15 protein-coding genes are annotated in these 14,594 nt (G+C 26.6%); 10 read left to right on the top strand and 5 right to left on the bottom strand.

Annotation, left to right across the window (positions count from 1 at the left end):
* Positions 1 to 73: 73 nt before the first annotated feature.
* Positions 74 to 307, bottom strand: a complete 234-nt coding sequence (locus ACFYH6_RS00240; protein WP_316345231.1) for a hypothetical protein — start codon at positions 305 to 307, stop codon at positions 74 to 76.
* A 194-nt stretch (positions 308 to 501) separates the two neighbouring features.
* Between ACFYH6_RS00240 and ACFYH6_RS00245 the strand changes: the two genes are divergently transcribed.
* A complete protein-coding gene (locus ACFYH6_RS00245) occupies positions 502 to 1,308 on the top strand; it encodes a Cof-type HAD-IIB family hydrolase (RefSeq protein WP_316342498.1) in 807 nt (268 codons plus the stop codon).
* Between the two features lie 174 nt (positions 1,309 to 1,482).
* On the top strand, positions 1,483 to 2,799 hold the full coding sequence (locus tag ACFYH6_RS00250) for an MATE family efflux transporter (protein ID WP_416180528.1): 1,317 nt from the start codon (positions 1,483 to 1,485) through the stop codon (positions 2,797 to 2,799).
* 91 nt (positions 2,800 to 2,890) lie between these two features.
* On the opposite strand, the gene ACFYH6_RS00255 is transcribed toward ACFYH6_RS00250, so the two are convergent.
* Positions 2,891 to 3,385: a hypothetical protein gene (locus ACFYH6_RS00255; protein WP_416180529.1), complete on the bottom strand. Its 495-nt coding sequence runs from the start codon at positions 3,383 to 3,385 to the stop codon at positions 2,891 to 2,893.
* 126 nt (positions 3,386 to 3,511) lie between these two features.
* Between ACFYH6_RS00255 and ACFYH6_RS00260 the strand changes: the two genes are divergently transcribed.
* Positions 3,512 to 3,970, top strand: coding sequence for a GNAT family N-acetyltransferase (locus ACFYH6_RS00260; protein WP_416180530.1), 459 nt, complete (start codon positions 3,512 to 3,514; stop codon positions 3,968 to 3,970).
* A 61-nt stretch (positions 3,971 to 4,031) separates the two neighbouring features.
* Here the strand turns inward: ACFYH6_RS00260 and ACFYH6_RS00265 are convergent, their stop codons facing one another.
* Entirely contained in the window at positions 4,032 to 5,642 is a 1,611-nt protein-coding gene (locus ACFYH6_RS00265) for an ABC-F family ATP-binding cassette domain-containing protein (RefSeq protein ID WP_316342493.1), read from the bottom strand.
* 231 nt (positions 5,643 to 5,873) lie between these two features.
* On the opposite strand from ACFYH6_RS00265, the gene ACFYH6_RS00270 reads away from it, so the two are divergent.
* Genes ACFYH6_RS00270 through ACFYH6_RS00280 form a run of 3 tightly spaced genes read left to right on the top strand, consistent with a single transcriptional unit; the run spans position 5,874 to position 7,860 of the window.
* Positions 5,874 to 6,239, top strand: coding sequence for a GntR family transcriptional regulator (locus ACFYH6_RS00270; protein ID WP_416180531.1), 366 nt, complete (start codon positions 5,874 to 5,876; stop codon positions 6,237 to 6,239).
* A complete protein-coding gene (locus ACFYH6_RS00275; protein ID WP_416180532.1) occupies positions 6,239 to 7,114 on the top strand; it encodes an ATP-binding cassette domain-containing protein in 876 nt (291 codons plus the stop codon). The genes ACFYH6_RS00270 and ACFYH6_RS00275 overlap by 1 nt, the downstream gene beginning before the upstream one ends.
* Entirely contained in the window at positions 7,114 to 7,860 is a 747-nt protein-coding gene (locus ACFYH6_RS00280; RefSeq protein WP_416180533.1) for a hypothetical protein, read from the top strand. The genes ACFYH6_RS00275 and ACFYH6_RS00280 overlap by 1 nt, the downstream gene beginning before the upstream one ends.
* Positions 7,861 to 8,016: 156 nt before the next feature.
* Here the strand turns inward: ACFYH6_RS00280 and trhA are convergent, their stop codons facing one another.
* Complete coding sequence (gene trhA, locus ACFYH6_RS00285; RefSeq protein ID WP_316342489.1) at positions 8,017 to 8,664, bottom strand: PAQR family membrane homeostasis protein TrhA; 648 nt, start codon at positions 8,662 to 8,664, stop codon at positions 8,017 to 8,019.
* 209 nt (positions 8,665 to 8,873) lie between these two features.
* Between trhA and ACFYH6_RS00290 the strand changes: the two genes are divergently transcribed.
* From ACFYH6_RS00290 to ACFYH6_RS00305, 4 genes are all read left to right on the top strand, one after another.
* Complete coding sequence (locus ACFYH6_RS00290; protein WP_316342488.1) at positions 8,874 to 9,458, top strand: DUF1836 domain-containing protein; 585 nt, start codon at positions 8,874 to 8,876, stop codon at positions 9,456 to 9,458.
* A gap of 11 nt (positions 9,459 to 9,469) precedes the next feature.
* The gene (locus tag ACFYH6_RS00295; RefSeq protein ID WP_416180534.1) at positions 9,470 to 11,173 is read left to right on the top strand and encodes an ABC-ATPase domain-containing protein; all 1,704 of its coding nucleotides are present in this window, start codon (positions 9,470 to 9,472) and stop codon (positions 11,171 to 11,173) included.
* A gap of 180 nt (positions 11,174 to 11,353) precedes the next feature.
* The gene (locus ACFYH6_RS00300) at positions 11,354 to 12,664 is read left to right on the top strand and encodes an IS30 family transposase (RefSeq protein WP_416180559.1); all 1,311 of its coding nucleotides are present in this window, start codon (positions 11,354 to 11,356) and stop codon (positions 12,662 to 12,664) included.
* Positions 12,665 to 13,362: 698 nt separating this feature from the next.
* Complete coding sequence (locus ACFYH6_RS00305) at positions 13,363 to 13,716, top strand: hypothetical protein (protein ID WP_416180281.1); 354 nt, start codon at positions 13,363 to 13,365, stop codon at positions 13,714 to 13,716.
* Positions 13,717 to 13,770: 54 nt separating this feature from the next.
* On the opposite strand, the gene ACFYH6_RS00310 is transcribed toward ACFYH6_RS00305, so the two are convergent.
* The gene (locus ACFYH6_RS00310) at positions 13,771 to 14,421 is read right to left on the bottom strand and encodes a DUF305 domain-containing protein (RefSeq protein ID WP_416180280.1); all 651 of its coding nucleotides are present in this window, start codon (positions 14,419 to 14,421) and stop codon (positions 13,771 to 13,773) included.
* Positions 14,422 to 14,594 lie beyond the last annotated feature (173 nt).

The raw sequence follows: 14,594 nt of genomic DNA on the forward strand, positions 1-14,594 counted from the left end.
TATATAAGTTTAATAATTAAAATGTTTTTAATTATATACAAACTAATATGTATCCTTTTTAATGTAAGAAAGTCTATTTATTTAGTTTTTTATAAACTATAAATGTTGAAATTAATGCTAAGGGTAAGGCAAAAGAAATGTTAGACCAAAAGGTTCTAATATAAAATTCTCTTAATTTATCAATTAATGTTACATCTTCAATCCAATGAATAGCAACGAATAAGTTGGAACCTAAGTATCCAACAATAAGGTATGAAATTATAAGAGAAATAATAAAGGTTAAAATTATTTTTCTGTTAAATATCATAACAATCTCCTTAATTTAATTTTTAGAGTTAAATGTAGATAATGAGCTTCTGAATAGTATCTATAATAATTATATAATAAAAATATAATGTATATGCTAAATGTAATAATATATAGTAATTTTATATATTGAAAAAATTATAATAATAATTATGATATAATTTTCTAGAAGTATTTTCAGGGGAGTGGAAATTAATGAAATATTTAGCATGCGACTTAGATGGAACTTTGTTAAGGGAGGATCAAACTATAAGCAGAGAAAACTTAGAGGCTATAATAGGTTTTAAGGCAGAAGGAAATAAATTTGTAATTTCAACAGGAAGAGATATAGAGTCAATTTATGACTTATTTAAGGATTATCCCGAAATAGAGTATGACTATATAGTAGCTTGTAATGGGGCAATAGTATTAGATAATAATAAAAAAGTTATTTTTAATAATTACATAAAACATGATATAGCAAAAAAAATTATTAATGGGTTTATAGATAGAGATGATATTTGTATTCATTTTGAAGCTGATGGACAACATTATTTAGTTAAATCTAAGGGATTAGAATATGAAAGTAGTTTATCAGGAGACATAAAGGATATGTTATTACGTTTTGAAAATAGAATTTCAATAGATGAGATATTTACTAAAGAAAGAAAATATGCATTTATAAGTGTTTTTTCAATTAATAAAGATGCGGTAGTAGCAGAGGAAATAAAGAATTTATTAATTGAAATATATGGACAAGAAATAGAAGCCTTTAGAAATCAATTCTTTGTAGATATAGCTCCAAAGGATTGCTCAAAGGGGAATGGACTAAGAAATATACTTGAACTAGATAATATTAAAGAAGAAAATCTTTATGCTATAGGAGATTCATTTAATGATGTATCAATGTTTGAATTAACAAAAAACAGTTTTACTTTCCATCATGTTGAAGAAGAATTAAAAAATATTGCACAAAAATGTGTTTCAACTGTTGGAGAGTGCATAGATACTATTATGAGTTAATATTTAAAGAGTTGTTGACAATTCTAGTACAATATTATAGAATTTTATAAAATAAATAGTTAGAATAATAATATCGCCGGATATATTATTTAGATAACAAGCGTTAGAAGTTTATGCCGTTAGGCCTTAGGGTATAGACAATCTAATGCTTTTTTTAGTTAAGGGGGATATAAAATGAAAAGTTTAAAAGATAATATTTTAAAGGATTTTACAAAATATGTATCATTAAATGTAATTAGTATGATAGGTCTTTCTTTCTATATACTTGCTGATACATTTTTTATAGCAAATGGAGTAGGGAGTATTGGGCTAACAGCTTTAAACTTAGTTTTACCATTATGGAGTTTAATGAGCGGATTTGGATTAATGATAGGAATAGGAGCTGGAATTAGTTATTCTATAAAAAGAGGAAAAAATAGTGAAAAGGGAGCAAATAAGGTATTTACTCATGCTATGTTAATGGGATTAATTACTGGAGCTATAATAACTATAATTGGAGTAATATTTTCTTATGACATTGTAGTAATTTTAGGAGCTGATGAAGTAGTAGCACCTTTAGCTAGTAAATATCTTAAAACATTATTATCGTTTTCTTCTGTTTTCATAGTAAATAATATAATTACCTCCTTTGTGAGAAATGATAATAATCCTAAACTAGCTATGATTGCAATGACTATAGGAAGCTTAAGTAATGTAGTTTTAGATTATATTTTTATCTATCCTTTTAAACTTGGAATGTTTGGAGCAGCTCTTGCAACAGGAGCTACGCCAATATTAAGCTTGGTTATATTATCACTTCACTTTATTAAAAAGAAAAATAATTTTAAGCTTATTAAGTGTAAGTTTAATTTTACTTATATGAAGAAAATAATTTCATTAGGTATTCCAGCCTTTATCACTGAAGTTTCATCTGGATTAATAATATTATTATTTAATTTTACTATATTAAAAATATCAAATAATACTGGAATTGCGGCATATGGAATAATTGCTAATTTAGCTCTAATAGTAATATCTATATTTACAGGAATAGCTCAAGGAATTCAGCCTATAATTAGTAAAAATTATGGAGAAGGTAAGATTAAAAATATAAGAACTATTTTTAAGTATGGAATAATTACGTCTATTATCTTAGGAGTAGGATGCTACTTAATTGGATTAAGCTTTTCCGAGGAAATAGTTAACCTATTTAATAGTGAAGGAGATAAGGCATTACTTTCTATGGCTATAGAAGGAATTAATATTTATTTTAGTGCATTTATTATTATGGGAATAAATATTGTAACTACATCTTTCTTTGCTTCTATTAACAAACCAAAGGAATCCTTTGCTATTTCAATGATAAGAGGATTAATTGTAGTGATACCTTTGATATTATTATTACCAAATTTTCTTGGGATGACAGGAGTATGGCTTACTATTCCTTTAGCCGAAGTTATCACTTTGCTAATTAGCATTAGACTTATTATCAAAGTAATAGTGAATAAGTAAAAGGTAAGAGTTGTGGTTGTTTTGCTTCGCAAAACTAAGTATAAGAATAATGCCTTTGAGAAGAGAATGTAACTTACATTCTCTTTTTTTGTTATGCTACTCCATTCAAAGTGATACTTTTTAATATCCACTCATTATTTTCAATAGCTAATTTAATGGTATAGAATTTAGCCACTATCGGGCTTTTATAATTAATAGCTTTAATGATTATTCCATTATCATAGGAAGTATAGTCTATACAATCTATCATTAATATTTCACCATTTAGGCGTAGGTTTCCCAATTTATCTACTAATCCTATTTCTTTTAGTTTGAACAGTGAAGAATTAACTATAACTTTATTGTATTTATTAAAATTATTTATCATTTTCTGCCTATCTTCATATGTAGTATCTGCAAAGAAATAGGATTCCATATCTAATATTATATAATCACCCTTAATGCTTTCAGGTTGGTTATAAATAGAGTCATAAACTAATATATAAGCATCAATAATTCTTGGAGAAGTAGTGTCTATATTTTTATTAATAGATGCACTATTAAATATAAATAAGGATATAGTTAAAAATGATAATAGTAATTGCATTAAGAAGCCTCCTTAAATAATATATTTCTAATAGTTTAAGCATAAGACTAATAAAAATACTTATATAAAGTATTTTAGATAAGTAATATAATTATATAAATGAGTAATATTTAGGGGAGATAGATAATGAATATACAGTTTAGAGAAATTGATAGAAGTAATTATAATGAATGCATAAACTTAAAAGTTAGTGAGAATCAAAAGAGATTTGTAGCAACTAATATTTACACTTTAGTACAAGCTGCCTATGAACCTAATTTTTATCCTTTAGGAATTTATAAGGATAATGATATGGTTGGACTTATTTTATATGATTTTGATTATGAAATTAATGGATGGTCAATGAGTAGATTTATGATAGATGAAAAATATCAAAATCAAGGAATAGGGAAAATAGCATTAAAGAAGTTTTTAGAGTTCTTTGTTAATAAATATGGACATTTAAAACTTTATACAAGTGCTGAAGTTGATAATAAGGTTGCTCTAGCTATGTATGAAAAAGCTGGATTTGAAAAGAAAGAAGTATTTGAGTATGAGTTTGAAGGCGAAAAATATATAGAGCATAGAATGATAGCACAACTGTAAATATCAAAATTTATATAATATAAAATAGGATACCAATATTGGTATCCTATTTTACAACTATTTATTTAGTCTTTCCTGAGAATTCTAAGTATTCATCATATGTCATAGTTCTATCAACTATTGAACCATCTTCTTTAATATCAATTATTCTATTTGCTATAGTTTGAATAAATTGATGGTCATGAGAAGCAAATAAAACTACGCTCTTATAATCTTTTAATCCATTATTAACTGCTGTTATAGATTCAAGATCTAAGTGGTTAGTAGGTTGGTCTAAAATTAATACATTAGCATTTGTAAGCATCATTCTAGATAACATACATCTAACCTTTTCTCCTCCTGATAATACACTAGCTTTCTTTAATGCTTCTTCTCCTGAGAATAACATTCTTCCAAGGAATCCTCTTAAGTAAGATTCAGATTGTTCTTCAACAGTTTTTCCAGCATATTGTCTAAGCCAATCAACTAAGCTTAAATCACATCCTTCAAAGAACTCTGTATTATCTTTAGGGAAGTAAGAATTAGTTATTGTTATTCCCCATTTATATTCTCCACTATCTGGTTCCATTTCACCATTAATTATTTTAAATAAAGTTGTTATAGCAATTTCATTGTCACCAACGAAAGCAATTTTATCATCTTTATTAACTCTAAAGCTAACATTATCTAAAACCTTAACTCCATCAATAGTCTTAGTTAATCCTTCAACAGTAAGAATTTCATTACCAACTTCTCTTTCAGGTTTAAATCCAACGAAAGGATATCTTCTGCTTGATGGTTGTATATCATCTAAAGTAATCTTATCTAATAACTTCTTACGAGAAGTTGCTTGCTTAGATTTAGAAGCATTTGCACTAAATCTTGCAATAAAGTCTTGTAATTCCTTGATTTTTTCTTCTTTCTTCTTGTTTTGATCCTTAGCCATTTGAAGTGCTAATTGGCTTGATTCATACCAGAAGTCATAGTTACCAACGTATAATTTGATTTTTCCAAAGTCAACGTCAGCCATTACAGTACATACTGTATTTAAGAAGTGTCTATCATGGGATACTACAATAACAGTTCCTTCAAATCTTAAAAGGAAGTCTTCTAACCAGTTAATTGATTGTATATCTAAGTGGTTAGTAGGCTCATCTAGAATTAATATTCCAGGATTTCCGAATAAGGCTTGGGCTAAAAGAACCTTAACTTTTTCAGAACCAGTTAATTCAGCCATCTTCTTATAGTGCATATCAGTTCCAATTCCTAAACCTTGAAGTAAAGAAGAAGCGTCTGATTCAGCTTCCCAACCATTCATATCAGCAAATTCACCTTCTAATTCAGAAGCTCTTATACCGTCTTCATCAGAAAAGTCTGGCTTTGCATATAAAGCATCCTTTTCTTCCATTATTTCATATAATCTTTTATTACCCATTATTACTGTTTGTAAAACTTCATATTCGTCATAAGCAAAGTGATCTTGCTTTAAAACAGACATTCTTGTATTAGGTGCAATACTTACATCACCTGTATTTGGTTCAATTTCTCCAGATAATATTTTTAAGAAAGTACTTTTACCAGCACCGTTAGCACCTATAACACCATAACAGTTACCAGGGTTGAACTTTATATTTACGTCTTCGAATAGCTTACGGCCACCAAATCTTAAACTTACGTTTGATACAGTTATCACTAAAAACCGACCTCATTTCTAAAATTATTCATTTCGTTATTATATCATAAAGTAAACATAATTTCATTGAAAGACAAAATAATATTTAGAAAATTTAATGGAAATTAAGTAAATAATTTATTTGAGATATATTGACAAATAAATCCAATAGGTATATAGTTAATTACATAAGTAATTAACTAAATAACAAAAGATACATATATTATAGTATAAAGTTAAAAGGAGGTAGCTATGAATTTAGATTTTTCTAGTGAAACACCTATTTACATTCAAATAGCTCAGTTAATAGAGGATGGTATATTAAATGGAATTTATAAAGAAGATGAAGTAATACCGTCAACAACAGAAATATCAGTAAAATTTAAAATCAATCCAGCAACAGTAGCAAAGGGATTTAATTTATTAGTAGATCAGGGAATTATTTATAAAAAGAGGGGTGTTGGAATGTTTGTTTCAAAGGGAAGCAAGGAAGTACTGATACAAAAGAGAAAAGATAGTTTTTATTCTAATTATATAATTTCATTAATTGAGGAAGCAAAGAAGCTTAATATATCTGTTGAGGATATTTTAGATATGATAAAAAGGGGGAATAGCTAATGGCATTGATAAAGATATCAAACTTAACTAAAGAATATGGGAAAAATAGAGTTTTAGATAATGTTTCATTAACTATAGAAGAAAATAAGATATATGGATTATTAGGAAGAAATGGGGCAGGAAAAACAACACTTTTAAATCTTATCACTAATAGAATCTTTCCAAGTGGAGGAAGTGTAACAATAGATAATGAAGATGTAATTGAAAATAGTAAAGCTTTAGGGAAAGCCTATTTTATGACAGAACAAGATTTATATCCTGAAGGAATGAAGATTAAGGATATATTTAAATGGTCAAAAGAGTTTTATAAAAACTTTGATATGGACTATGCCTTAAACTTAAGTGAAAAATTTGGTCTTAATATTAATAAGAAATTTAAAGAATTATCTACTGGATATTCATCAATTTGTAAAATAATTATAACTTTAGCATCAGGAGCTGAAATATTAATTTTTGATGAACCTGTTTTAGGATTAGATGCTAATCATAGAGATATGTTTTATAAGGAATTAGTTGCAAATTATATTGATGAACCTAAGACTATAATTTTATCAACTCATATAATAGAAGAAGTTTCAGAGATTTTAGAAAAAGTAATAATAATTAAGGAGGGAAAGGTATTAGGAGATAAGGAAGTAGAAAGTTTATTAGCTGAAGCATATCTAATTTCAGGACCTTCAGAAAAAGTTGAAAAATATATAAAGGATAAGAAGTGCATTAATATAGAATCTATAGCAGGATTTAAGGCAGCAACTATTATTGGAAAGATTACTGATGAAAATAAAATACAAATAAGAGATTTAGAATTAGAAACATCAAAGGTAGAATTACAAAAATTATTTATTCACTTAACTGGAGAGGAGGAAGTTAAATAATGAAATTAAAATCTATAGTAAAATATAATCTTAATAGTTTAAAAAATTCTATAATAATTTATTACTCAATTTTTATTGCTGTATGCCTATTATCAGCCATACTCTCAGGAACTGGTAATATATCTTCCTCTGGATTAGAGATATCATCAGTAATATTTATCTTTGTTGCAGGTTTAAATTTATTTAAGGAAAATTTCTATTTTATGAAGAGTAACAACGTATCTAGAAAAGACTTCTTATATGGAACAGCATTGTCTATGATTCCAATAGCATTATTTATGTCTATTATAGATATAATAATTAATCGTGTTTATAACATCTTTATAAAATGTCCAACTATTTATGATATGAGTTATGCGAATATAGGAAGTGGCGAATGGTATAATTCTATTGATTGGATACAAAGTAACAGTATCTCAACTTTATTTAATAGTTTTATTTTTCAGGCTTCGTTATGTTTAGTTGCAATTTCTTTAGGTTTTTTAATAACTATAATTTATTATAAATGCAATAGCTTTATGAAGGTAGTAGTATCTATTATTCCAGTTGCATTATCCATATTAATAAGCATGATAGGAACAGCGTATCCTAGCATTATTAATAATATTAATAAATTTATAGAAACTATATTTGGATTGAAAACTCAAAATGTATATGCACCTATATTAACATTTTTAGTATCATTTATAATATTTATAGCATTAGCAAGGCTATTAACTAGAAAAGCAATAATTAAACAAAGATAGAGTGTGCTGACGCACAATGTAAATTTAAAAATGTAGAATGTAAAATTAAAGAAAAAACTCCTTTCGGAGTTTTAAAAGTATATTTTTATTAAGAGCTGTTAAATCAGCTCTTTTTACTTCAAGAGATTATATAAAGTTTAATATATTAAGGAGCTTTTATATTAAATATATAAATACACAAATAAAGTGACATAAGCTTCCTAGTATAATGAATATATGGAATATTTCATGGAAACCAAATTTCCCAAGTTGAAGTTTCTTAGGTTTAAGACCATAGATAACGCCACCTACTGTGTAAAGTACTCCACCTAAAACTAATAAAAATAAGCTAATAGGACTTAATACTTGTGATAAAGGCTTAATCATAAATATAGCAGCCCAACCTAAACCTATATAAAGAGCTGTTTGTAGCCATCTTGGGCAGTTAAACCAAAGCATTCTAAACAGGATACCAGATATGGCAATAGAAGCTATAATTGTAAAGAAAATAGTTCCTCTTGAGCCTCCAAGGGCAATTAAGCTAAATGGTGCATAAGAACCAGCTATTAATATAAAAATCATAGAGTGATCTAATTTTCTTAATCTGAAAATAACCTTATCGCTAGTTATAACTCCATGATAAGTTGCCGATACAGTATATAACAAGATTAAACTGATACCAAATATTATAACAGAAGCAATTGTGACAGTAGATGAATTGTTGATAAATCCTTTTACTAGCATTGCAATTAAAGCAAAAACTGAAAGAATGGCACCAATAAAATGGGTTAAACTATTAATAGGCTCTCTTAAATACTTTTCCAAAACTCAACACCTCTTTCATATAGTTTTCAAAACTACATATTGTTACTTATATATTAATAAAGTGTATTTAAAAAGTCAAAGTTGAAAATATCTTATATTTTTAGAAAAGTGATGAAATTTATTAATTTTCTTGAATTATCTATTGATTACTAGTATATTTAAATATAGGTATATTAATAAGTAGTTTAAGAAACTACATGGAGGAACTTATGGATAAAAATGAATTAATGGAAAAATTTAAAGAGTTAAATTTACAAAATCAATTAACATTAGAAGAAATGCCAGAGTTAGACTTATATATGGATCAAGTTACTCAGTTATTTGATAGTAAATTTAATGAAAGTAAAAGAACTGAAGATGATAAGGCATTAACAAAGACAATGGTAAATAATTATGCTAAGGGTAAGTTATTAATGTCTATAAAAAATAAAAAGTATAGTAAGGAGCATTTAATACTAATGAGCCTTATATATAATTTAAAGGGTGGCTTATCTATCGGTGATATAAAGAGTTCATTAAATAAGATAGTTAAAACCTTCGAGGATGGAGAAAAGTATCCAATAAGAGAATTATATAGTTTATATTTAAAACAATATAATGAGGATTTAAAAGATGTAGAAAAAACTATAGAAGAAAAAAATAATAATATTGAAAGCAATATGATAAGTGAAAATATAGAAGAGGATGAAGAATTCCAAAAAAACTTTTTATTACTTAGCTCCTTTATTAATATGAGCAATATGTATAGAAGAATGGGAGAAAAGTTAATAGACGAATATTTTAATAAGCTATAGGAGGTATTGATATGAAGAATTCTATAACTTTAAGAAATGAACTTCAAAGAATAGATGGAAGAGGATATAAAGCATATAAAGATTTACAAGGGCAATATGATTTTAATGATTATATTTTAAGTATAGATCATGTTCAAGGAGACCCCTTTGCTTCACCATCAAGAATAAGAATTATTATAAATAAGGATAAAGCAAGGTTTCCAGAAGAATTAATAAATGAAGATTATAAAAGAATTGCAGTTTCTGATTTTTTAACTAGATTATTTTATTTTAATATAAATAAGTTTAGTGAAAAGATATTTGGTTCTGGTAAAAGTGGATTAATTTCTATAAGTAGATGTCCACAAGAGATATTAGAAAGAACTTCAATAGTAATAAATAAGGATAATATTGAGGCTAGATTTTATGTTGGTTTTCCAGCAAAGGGAAGAACTGTATTATCTAAAGAATTAGAAAAGATTTTATATAATGTTATACCAAGTATAGTTGAAAATACATTAATATATGAGAATATCAATAAGACTAAAGTGATAGATAGGGTTAAATTAGTCCAGGACCAAGAATATATAAGAACTGAAATTAAGAAAAAAGATTTAATTGCTTTTATAGCTAATGGATCAATACTACCTAGAGAAAGCGGAGTTTCACAAAGACCATTAAAGAATGCATTACCGTTTAAGTCTCCAGAATCATTAGAAGTAGAATTAAATTTACCTAATAAGGGCTTAGTTAAAGGAATGGGAATTAAAAAAGGAATAACTTTAATAATTGGGGGAGGCTATCATGGAAAGTCTACTCTTTTAAATGCTTTAGAACTAGGTGTATATAATCATATTGAAGGCGATGGCAGAGAATTTGTAATTACTGATAATACTTCAGTTAAAGTAAGAGCAGAAGATGGAAGGAGTATTAAAAATACAGATATATCATTATTTATAGATAACCTTCCAAATGGTAAAGATACAGTTAAATTTACTACAGAAAATGCTAGTGGTAGTACATCACAAGCTGCTAATATAGTAGAAGCTATTGAAGCTAAAGCAAAGGTTTTACTTATTGATGAAGATACATCAGCCACTAATTTTATGATTAGAGATGACTTAATGCAAAGATTAGTATCTAAGGAAAAGGAGCCAATAACACCATTTATTGAAATAGTGAAGCCTTTATATAAGCAAAGGGATATTTCAACTATATTAGTTATAGGTAGCTCTGGCGATTATTTTGATGTAGCAGATACTGTTATTCAAATGGATAATTATGAAACAAAGGATGTTACAAAAGAAGCAAAGGCTCTTATGAGAGGAGAAATAAATAAGAGAATTAAAGAAAATGATATATTTATAAATATAAACCTTGATAGAAAGCTTCAAAAGGGAACTATTGAAAGCACCTATAAAGGTGTAAAAATTAAAACTATGGGATTAAGTAATATAAGTATCAATAATGAAAATATTGATTTAAGAGCTGTAGAACAACTTGTAGATAATGAACAATTAAATGCTATTGGAGCTATTATGAAGTGGATAGAAGAAAATAGAATGAATAAAAATCTTACTTTAGAAGAGGCTGTAAATGAGGCATATTTAGAAGTAATAAGAAATGGATTAATATCTATAGATAAAATAAAGGGTGGTTCAGGAAGTTTAGCATTACCTAGGAAACAAGAAATAATGGCATCCTATAATAGATTTAGAAAATTAAAGATAACATAATTACTTTTTTACATTTATTTGATATAATGTAATTAATATGTAATAAAATGGGGTTTATGTTAAATAAACTGTAAATTGAAAAAGTAACTTCCGTTTTTTTACTTAAACAGAAGTTAGTTTTGCAAAGTCTTTGATATAATTAATTTGATATTTGTCCTTAGCATATTGGGAGGATTAATTATGTCAAACAATAATTTATGCAAGGGAAAGCACCTTAGGATTGAAGATCGAATTATAATTGAATATGGATTAGATCAAAATTACCCATTAAAAGAAATTGCCGAAAGATTAAAAAAGGATCCAACTACTATATCTAAGGAAATTAAAAGAAATAGATTTCTTAAAGTAAGTAAGAAAAAGGAAAATGATATACAACCGTGCCAACATCGAAGAAGTTGCACTAAGACAAACTTATGTAATAGTAACTGCGGAAAGCAATGTAAGAAATGTAGATTCATAAACTGCTACAGAGCATGCACTGATTTTTCAGCTAAGAAATGTTTTAAACTTGATCGCTATCCATATGTTTGTAACGGCTGTAACACTGCTACTACGTGTACGGCAGAAAAGCAGTATTATAAATCTAAAATTGCAGATACAAAGTATAAAGAACTATTAATATCATCTAGGGAAGGCCTTAATATAACCTCAAAAGAATTGAAAAATATAGATGATGTTATCTCTCCATTAATTTTTAAAGGGCAATCTTTATTTCATATTTTTACTCATCATAGGAAAGAAATAAATTGTTGTGAAAGAACTTTATATAATTATTTTGATAAAAATGCTTTTACAGCTAGAAATATTGATTTACCTAGAAAAGTTAAGTATAAACCCCGAAAAAAATCTACACCTCCTGTCATTAAAGAATCTAATTATAGAATTGGAAGAACATTTGTTGATTTTGTTAAATTCACTGAAGAGAATCCAAATATACCTATAGTAGAAATGGACACCGTTCACGGCACACGAAGTGGCAAAGTTCTTATAACTTTTATTTTTAGAAATTGTGCCTTAATGCTAGCGTTTATAATTGATAGTTGTAGCGAGCTAGCTGTAAAAGAAGTTATAGATAAGTTATATGAAGTATTAGGGCATGAAGTATTTAAGAATCATTTCCCTATTATATTAACAGATAATGGTTCTGAATTTAAGAATCCTAAAGATTTAGAATTAGATGCTAAAGGAAATCAGAGGACCAAAATTTTCTACTGTAATCCCATGGCTTCTTATCAGAAGCCGCACGTAGAAAAGAATCACGAGTACATAAGGTACATAATACCTAAAGGAATATCATTAAACAATCGTACTCAAGAAGATATTACTTTGATGATGAATCATATTAATAGTACAGCAAGAGCTAGCTTAAACGGAAATACACCATTCAGACTAGCTCAAATGTTATTAGATAATTCATTGTTAGACAAGCTATCATTAAAACCTATACCAGCAGATGAAATACATCTAAAACCTGCACTTTTTAAAAAATAAGATATCAAAAATCTAGGGCAAGTATCAACGGAACTTAATCATGCAAAAATCAAGCAAACGGAACTTAGTTTTGCAAGCCGATTTCCGTAGGCTTAATAAGCATGCTTAAAAACCCTAAAAATTGATTATCTTATGAAAATTATATCTTATTTTAGAGCTTTTAGCCACTAAATTTAAGTGTAAAAACTGACCTTACTCTTGCAATATCAATAGCTTACTCTAAAACGGAAGTTAGTTTTGCATTCAACGATGTTAAATAAACATTGTTTTATTTTTTATAAAAAAATTTTAGAGATAATAATATGGACATAGTAAGTAAAATTAATAAGGAGCTAGATATAATTATATAAGAACTATTGACGCATTTAATTGTAATAAGCTATTTATACTAGATGATTTTGGATTTAACAATAATATATATATTCATTATTTTAAAGAGGAAGAAACTTATGATTGTGATATAAATCCTCTATTAAATGAATTAAGTAGAATTAGCATAAATGTATATCATGATAAAAGATATTATAAGAGTCATGGTGAATTAACATTATTTTTCCCAGAATATATTAAACAATCTATAAGGACAATATTAGATATTTAATATATGAAAATTGTAAAATTATTGAATGAAAATAAGTATATTGATATAATTAGCTTTGAATTTGAAATAGGTTGGGTATATATTAGGAGGAATAGATATGTTAGAGGTAAAGCCTTTGGATAATGTAATGAATCATTTTCAATTAGTATTTATAGCTTATATAGTATTATTTATTATAATATGTGTAAATTTTTATAAAGCAATAAGAGTTAGAAAAAATTTAATTAATAATAATGTAATTAGAAAATTAATAAATACTTATGATTTGATAATTGATATTTTATGTGGAGTTGCTATGTATTCAGGAATTATATTTCAGGGTGTATTAGCTGATAATAATGCATTGAATTGGACTTTTTGGAATGATGTATTAATAGGAATTTCAATTTTAAGCTTAGTTATATTTATATTAAATATAGTAGTTGTTGTAAAAAAGAAAAAGGATTATTAATTATAAAGCAGATAAAATTGTTGAGACAAATTTATCTGCTTTTTTAATTTTATTTTATAAGTTCCTTAATAATGACTTCATTTCTTCTACACCTTTGCTTTGGGTAGAAACCATATTTTCAGCTAATTTCTTAAGTTCCGGATCTGTTGTATATTTTAAGATATTATTTGCCATTCCAATGGCACCTTCATGATGATATATCATTTCTTGAAGGAAGTTAACATCAACATTATCGGTTATTATAACATCTTTCATTTTCTTAAACATAGTGTCTTTAATTTTATCATATTCTTTTATATATTTTTTAGAATCAGCTTTACTTGAAGGTTTTTCTTTCTCAAATTTAGTTTTTAATTCTTCCATAATTGGAATTTGAGCACTTTGGGAAGTAATAATATTTTCAGCAATTTTTTTAACTTCTGGATTGGAACCATATTTGACTATTGCTTTTGCCATATTTATACCACCTTCATGATGAGGTATCATTTCTAAGACAAAATCTAAGTTAACATTTCCTGTATTAGCTGCAGCATTCATTTCCTTCTTCATATTATTAAAAATAGTAGTATATTCCTGATTATATCCTTGTTTTGTTTCAGTAGGTTCAGTAATACCTATATTGGTAGATATAGCTTGATGATTAGAAATTATATTAGTATTTGTAAATGGGGTCATTATTAATAGTGCTAAAAGTAATTCTTTCATAAATATCCTCCTAAAGTTTACTTCTGAATTAGTATTTCAAAAAGAGAACCAATATATACTTAAAGAGATATTAAGAGATATAAGTAAAGTTATTAATAAATATATAGAATTAATTATTTTTATTACACAAAATGTCCAGATATTAACATATGGTTTCGTATATAGTATAAAAT

Source organism: Clostridium sp. HCS.1 (assembly GCF_047900555.1).
Classification (GTDB): domain Bacteria; phylum Bacillota; class Clostridia; order Clostridiales; family Clostridiaceae; genus Clostridium.

What these genes read in the sequence shown, in the direction of transcription:
- ACFYH6_RS00300 (WP_416180559.1), top strand. Translation starts at nt 11,354, where the DNA reads ATGTCAAACAATAATTTATGCAAGGGAAAGCACCTTAGGATTGAAGAT.
- ACFYH6_RS00245 (WP_316342498.1), top strand. Translation starts at nt 502, where the DNA reads ATGAAATATTTAGCATGCGACTTAGATGGAACTTTGTTAAGGGAGGAT.
- ACFYH6_RS00275 (WP_416180532.1), top strand. Translation starts at nt 6,239, where the DNA reads ATGGCATTGATAAAGATATCAAACTTAACTAAAGAATATGGGAAAAAT.
- ACFYH6_RS00310 (WP_416180280.1), bottom strand. Translation starts at nt 14,421, where the DNA reads ATGAAAGAATTACTTTTAGCACTATTAATAATGACCCCATTTACAAAT.
- ACFYH6_RS00280 (WP_416180533.1), top strand. Translation starts at nt 7,114, where the DNA reads ATGAAATTAAAATCTATAGTAAAATATAATCTTAATAGTTTAAAAAAT.
- ACFYH6_RS00250 (WP_416180528.1), top strand. Translation starts at nt 1,483, where the DNA reads ATGAAAAGTTTAAAAGATAATATTTTAAAGGATTTTACAAAATATGTA.
- ACFYH6_RS00305 (WP_416180281.1), top strand. Translation starts at nt 13,363, where the DNA reads ATGTTAGAGGTAAAGCCTTTGGATAATGTAATGAATCATTTTCAATTA.
- ACFYH6_RS00240 (WP_316345231.1), bottom strand. Translation starts at nt 307, where the DNA reads ATGATATTTAACAGAAAAATAATTTTAACCTTTATTATTTCTCTTATA.
- ACFYH6_RS00255 (WP_416180529.1), bottom strand. Translation starts at nt 3,385, where the DNA reads ATGCAATTACTATTATCATTTTTAACTATATCCTTATTTATATTTAAT.
- ACFYH6_RS00295 (WP_416180534.1), top strand. Translation starts at nt 9,470, where the DNA reads ATGAAGAATTCTATAACTTTAAGAAATGAACTTCAAAGAATAGATGGA.
- ACFYH6_RS00260 (WP_416180530.1), top strand. Translation starts at nt 3,512, where the DNA reads ATGAATATACAGTTTAGAGAAATTGATAGAAGTAATTATAATGAATGC.
- ACFYH6_RS00290 (WP_316342488.1), top strand. Translation starts at nt 8,874, where the DNA reads ATGGATAAAAATGAATTAATGGAAAAATTTAAAGAGTTAAATTTACAA.
- ACFYH6_RS00270 (WP_416180531.1), top strand. Translation starts at nt 5,874, where the DNA reads ATGAATTTAGATTTTTCTAGTGAAACACCTATTTACATTCAAATAGCT.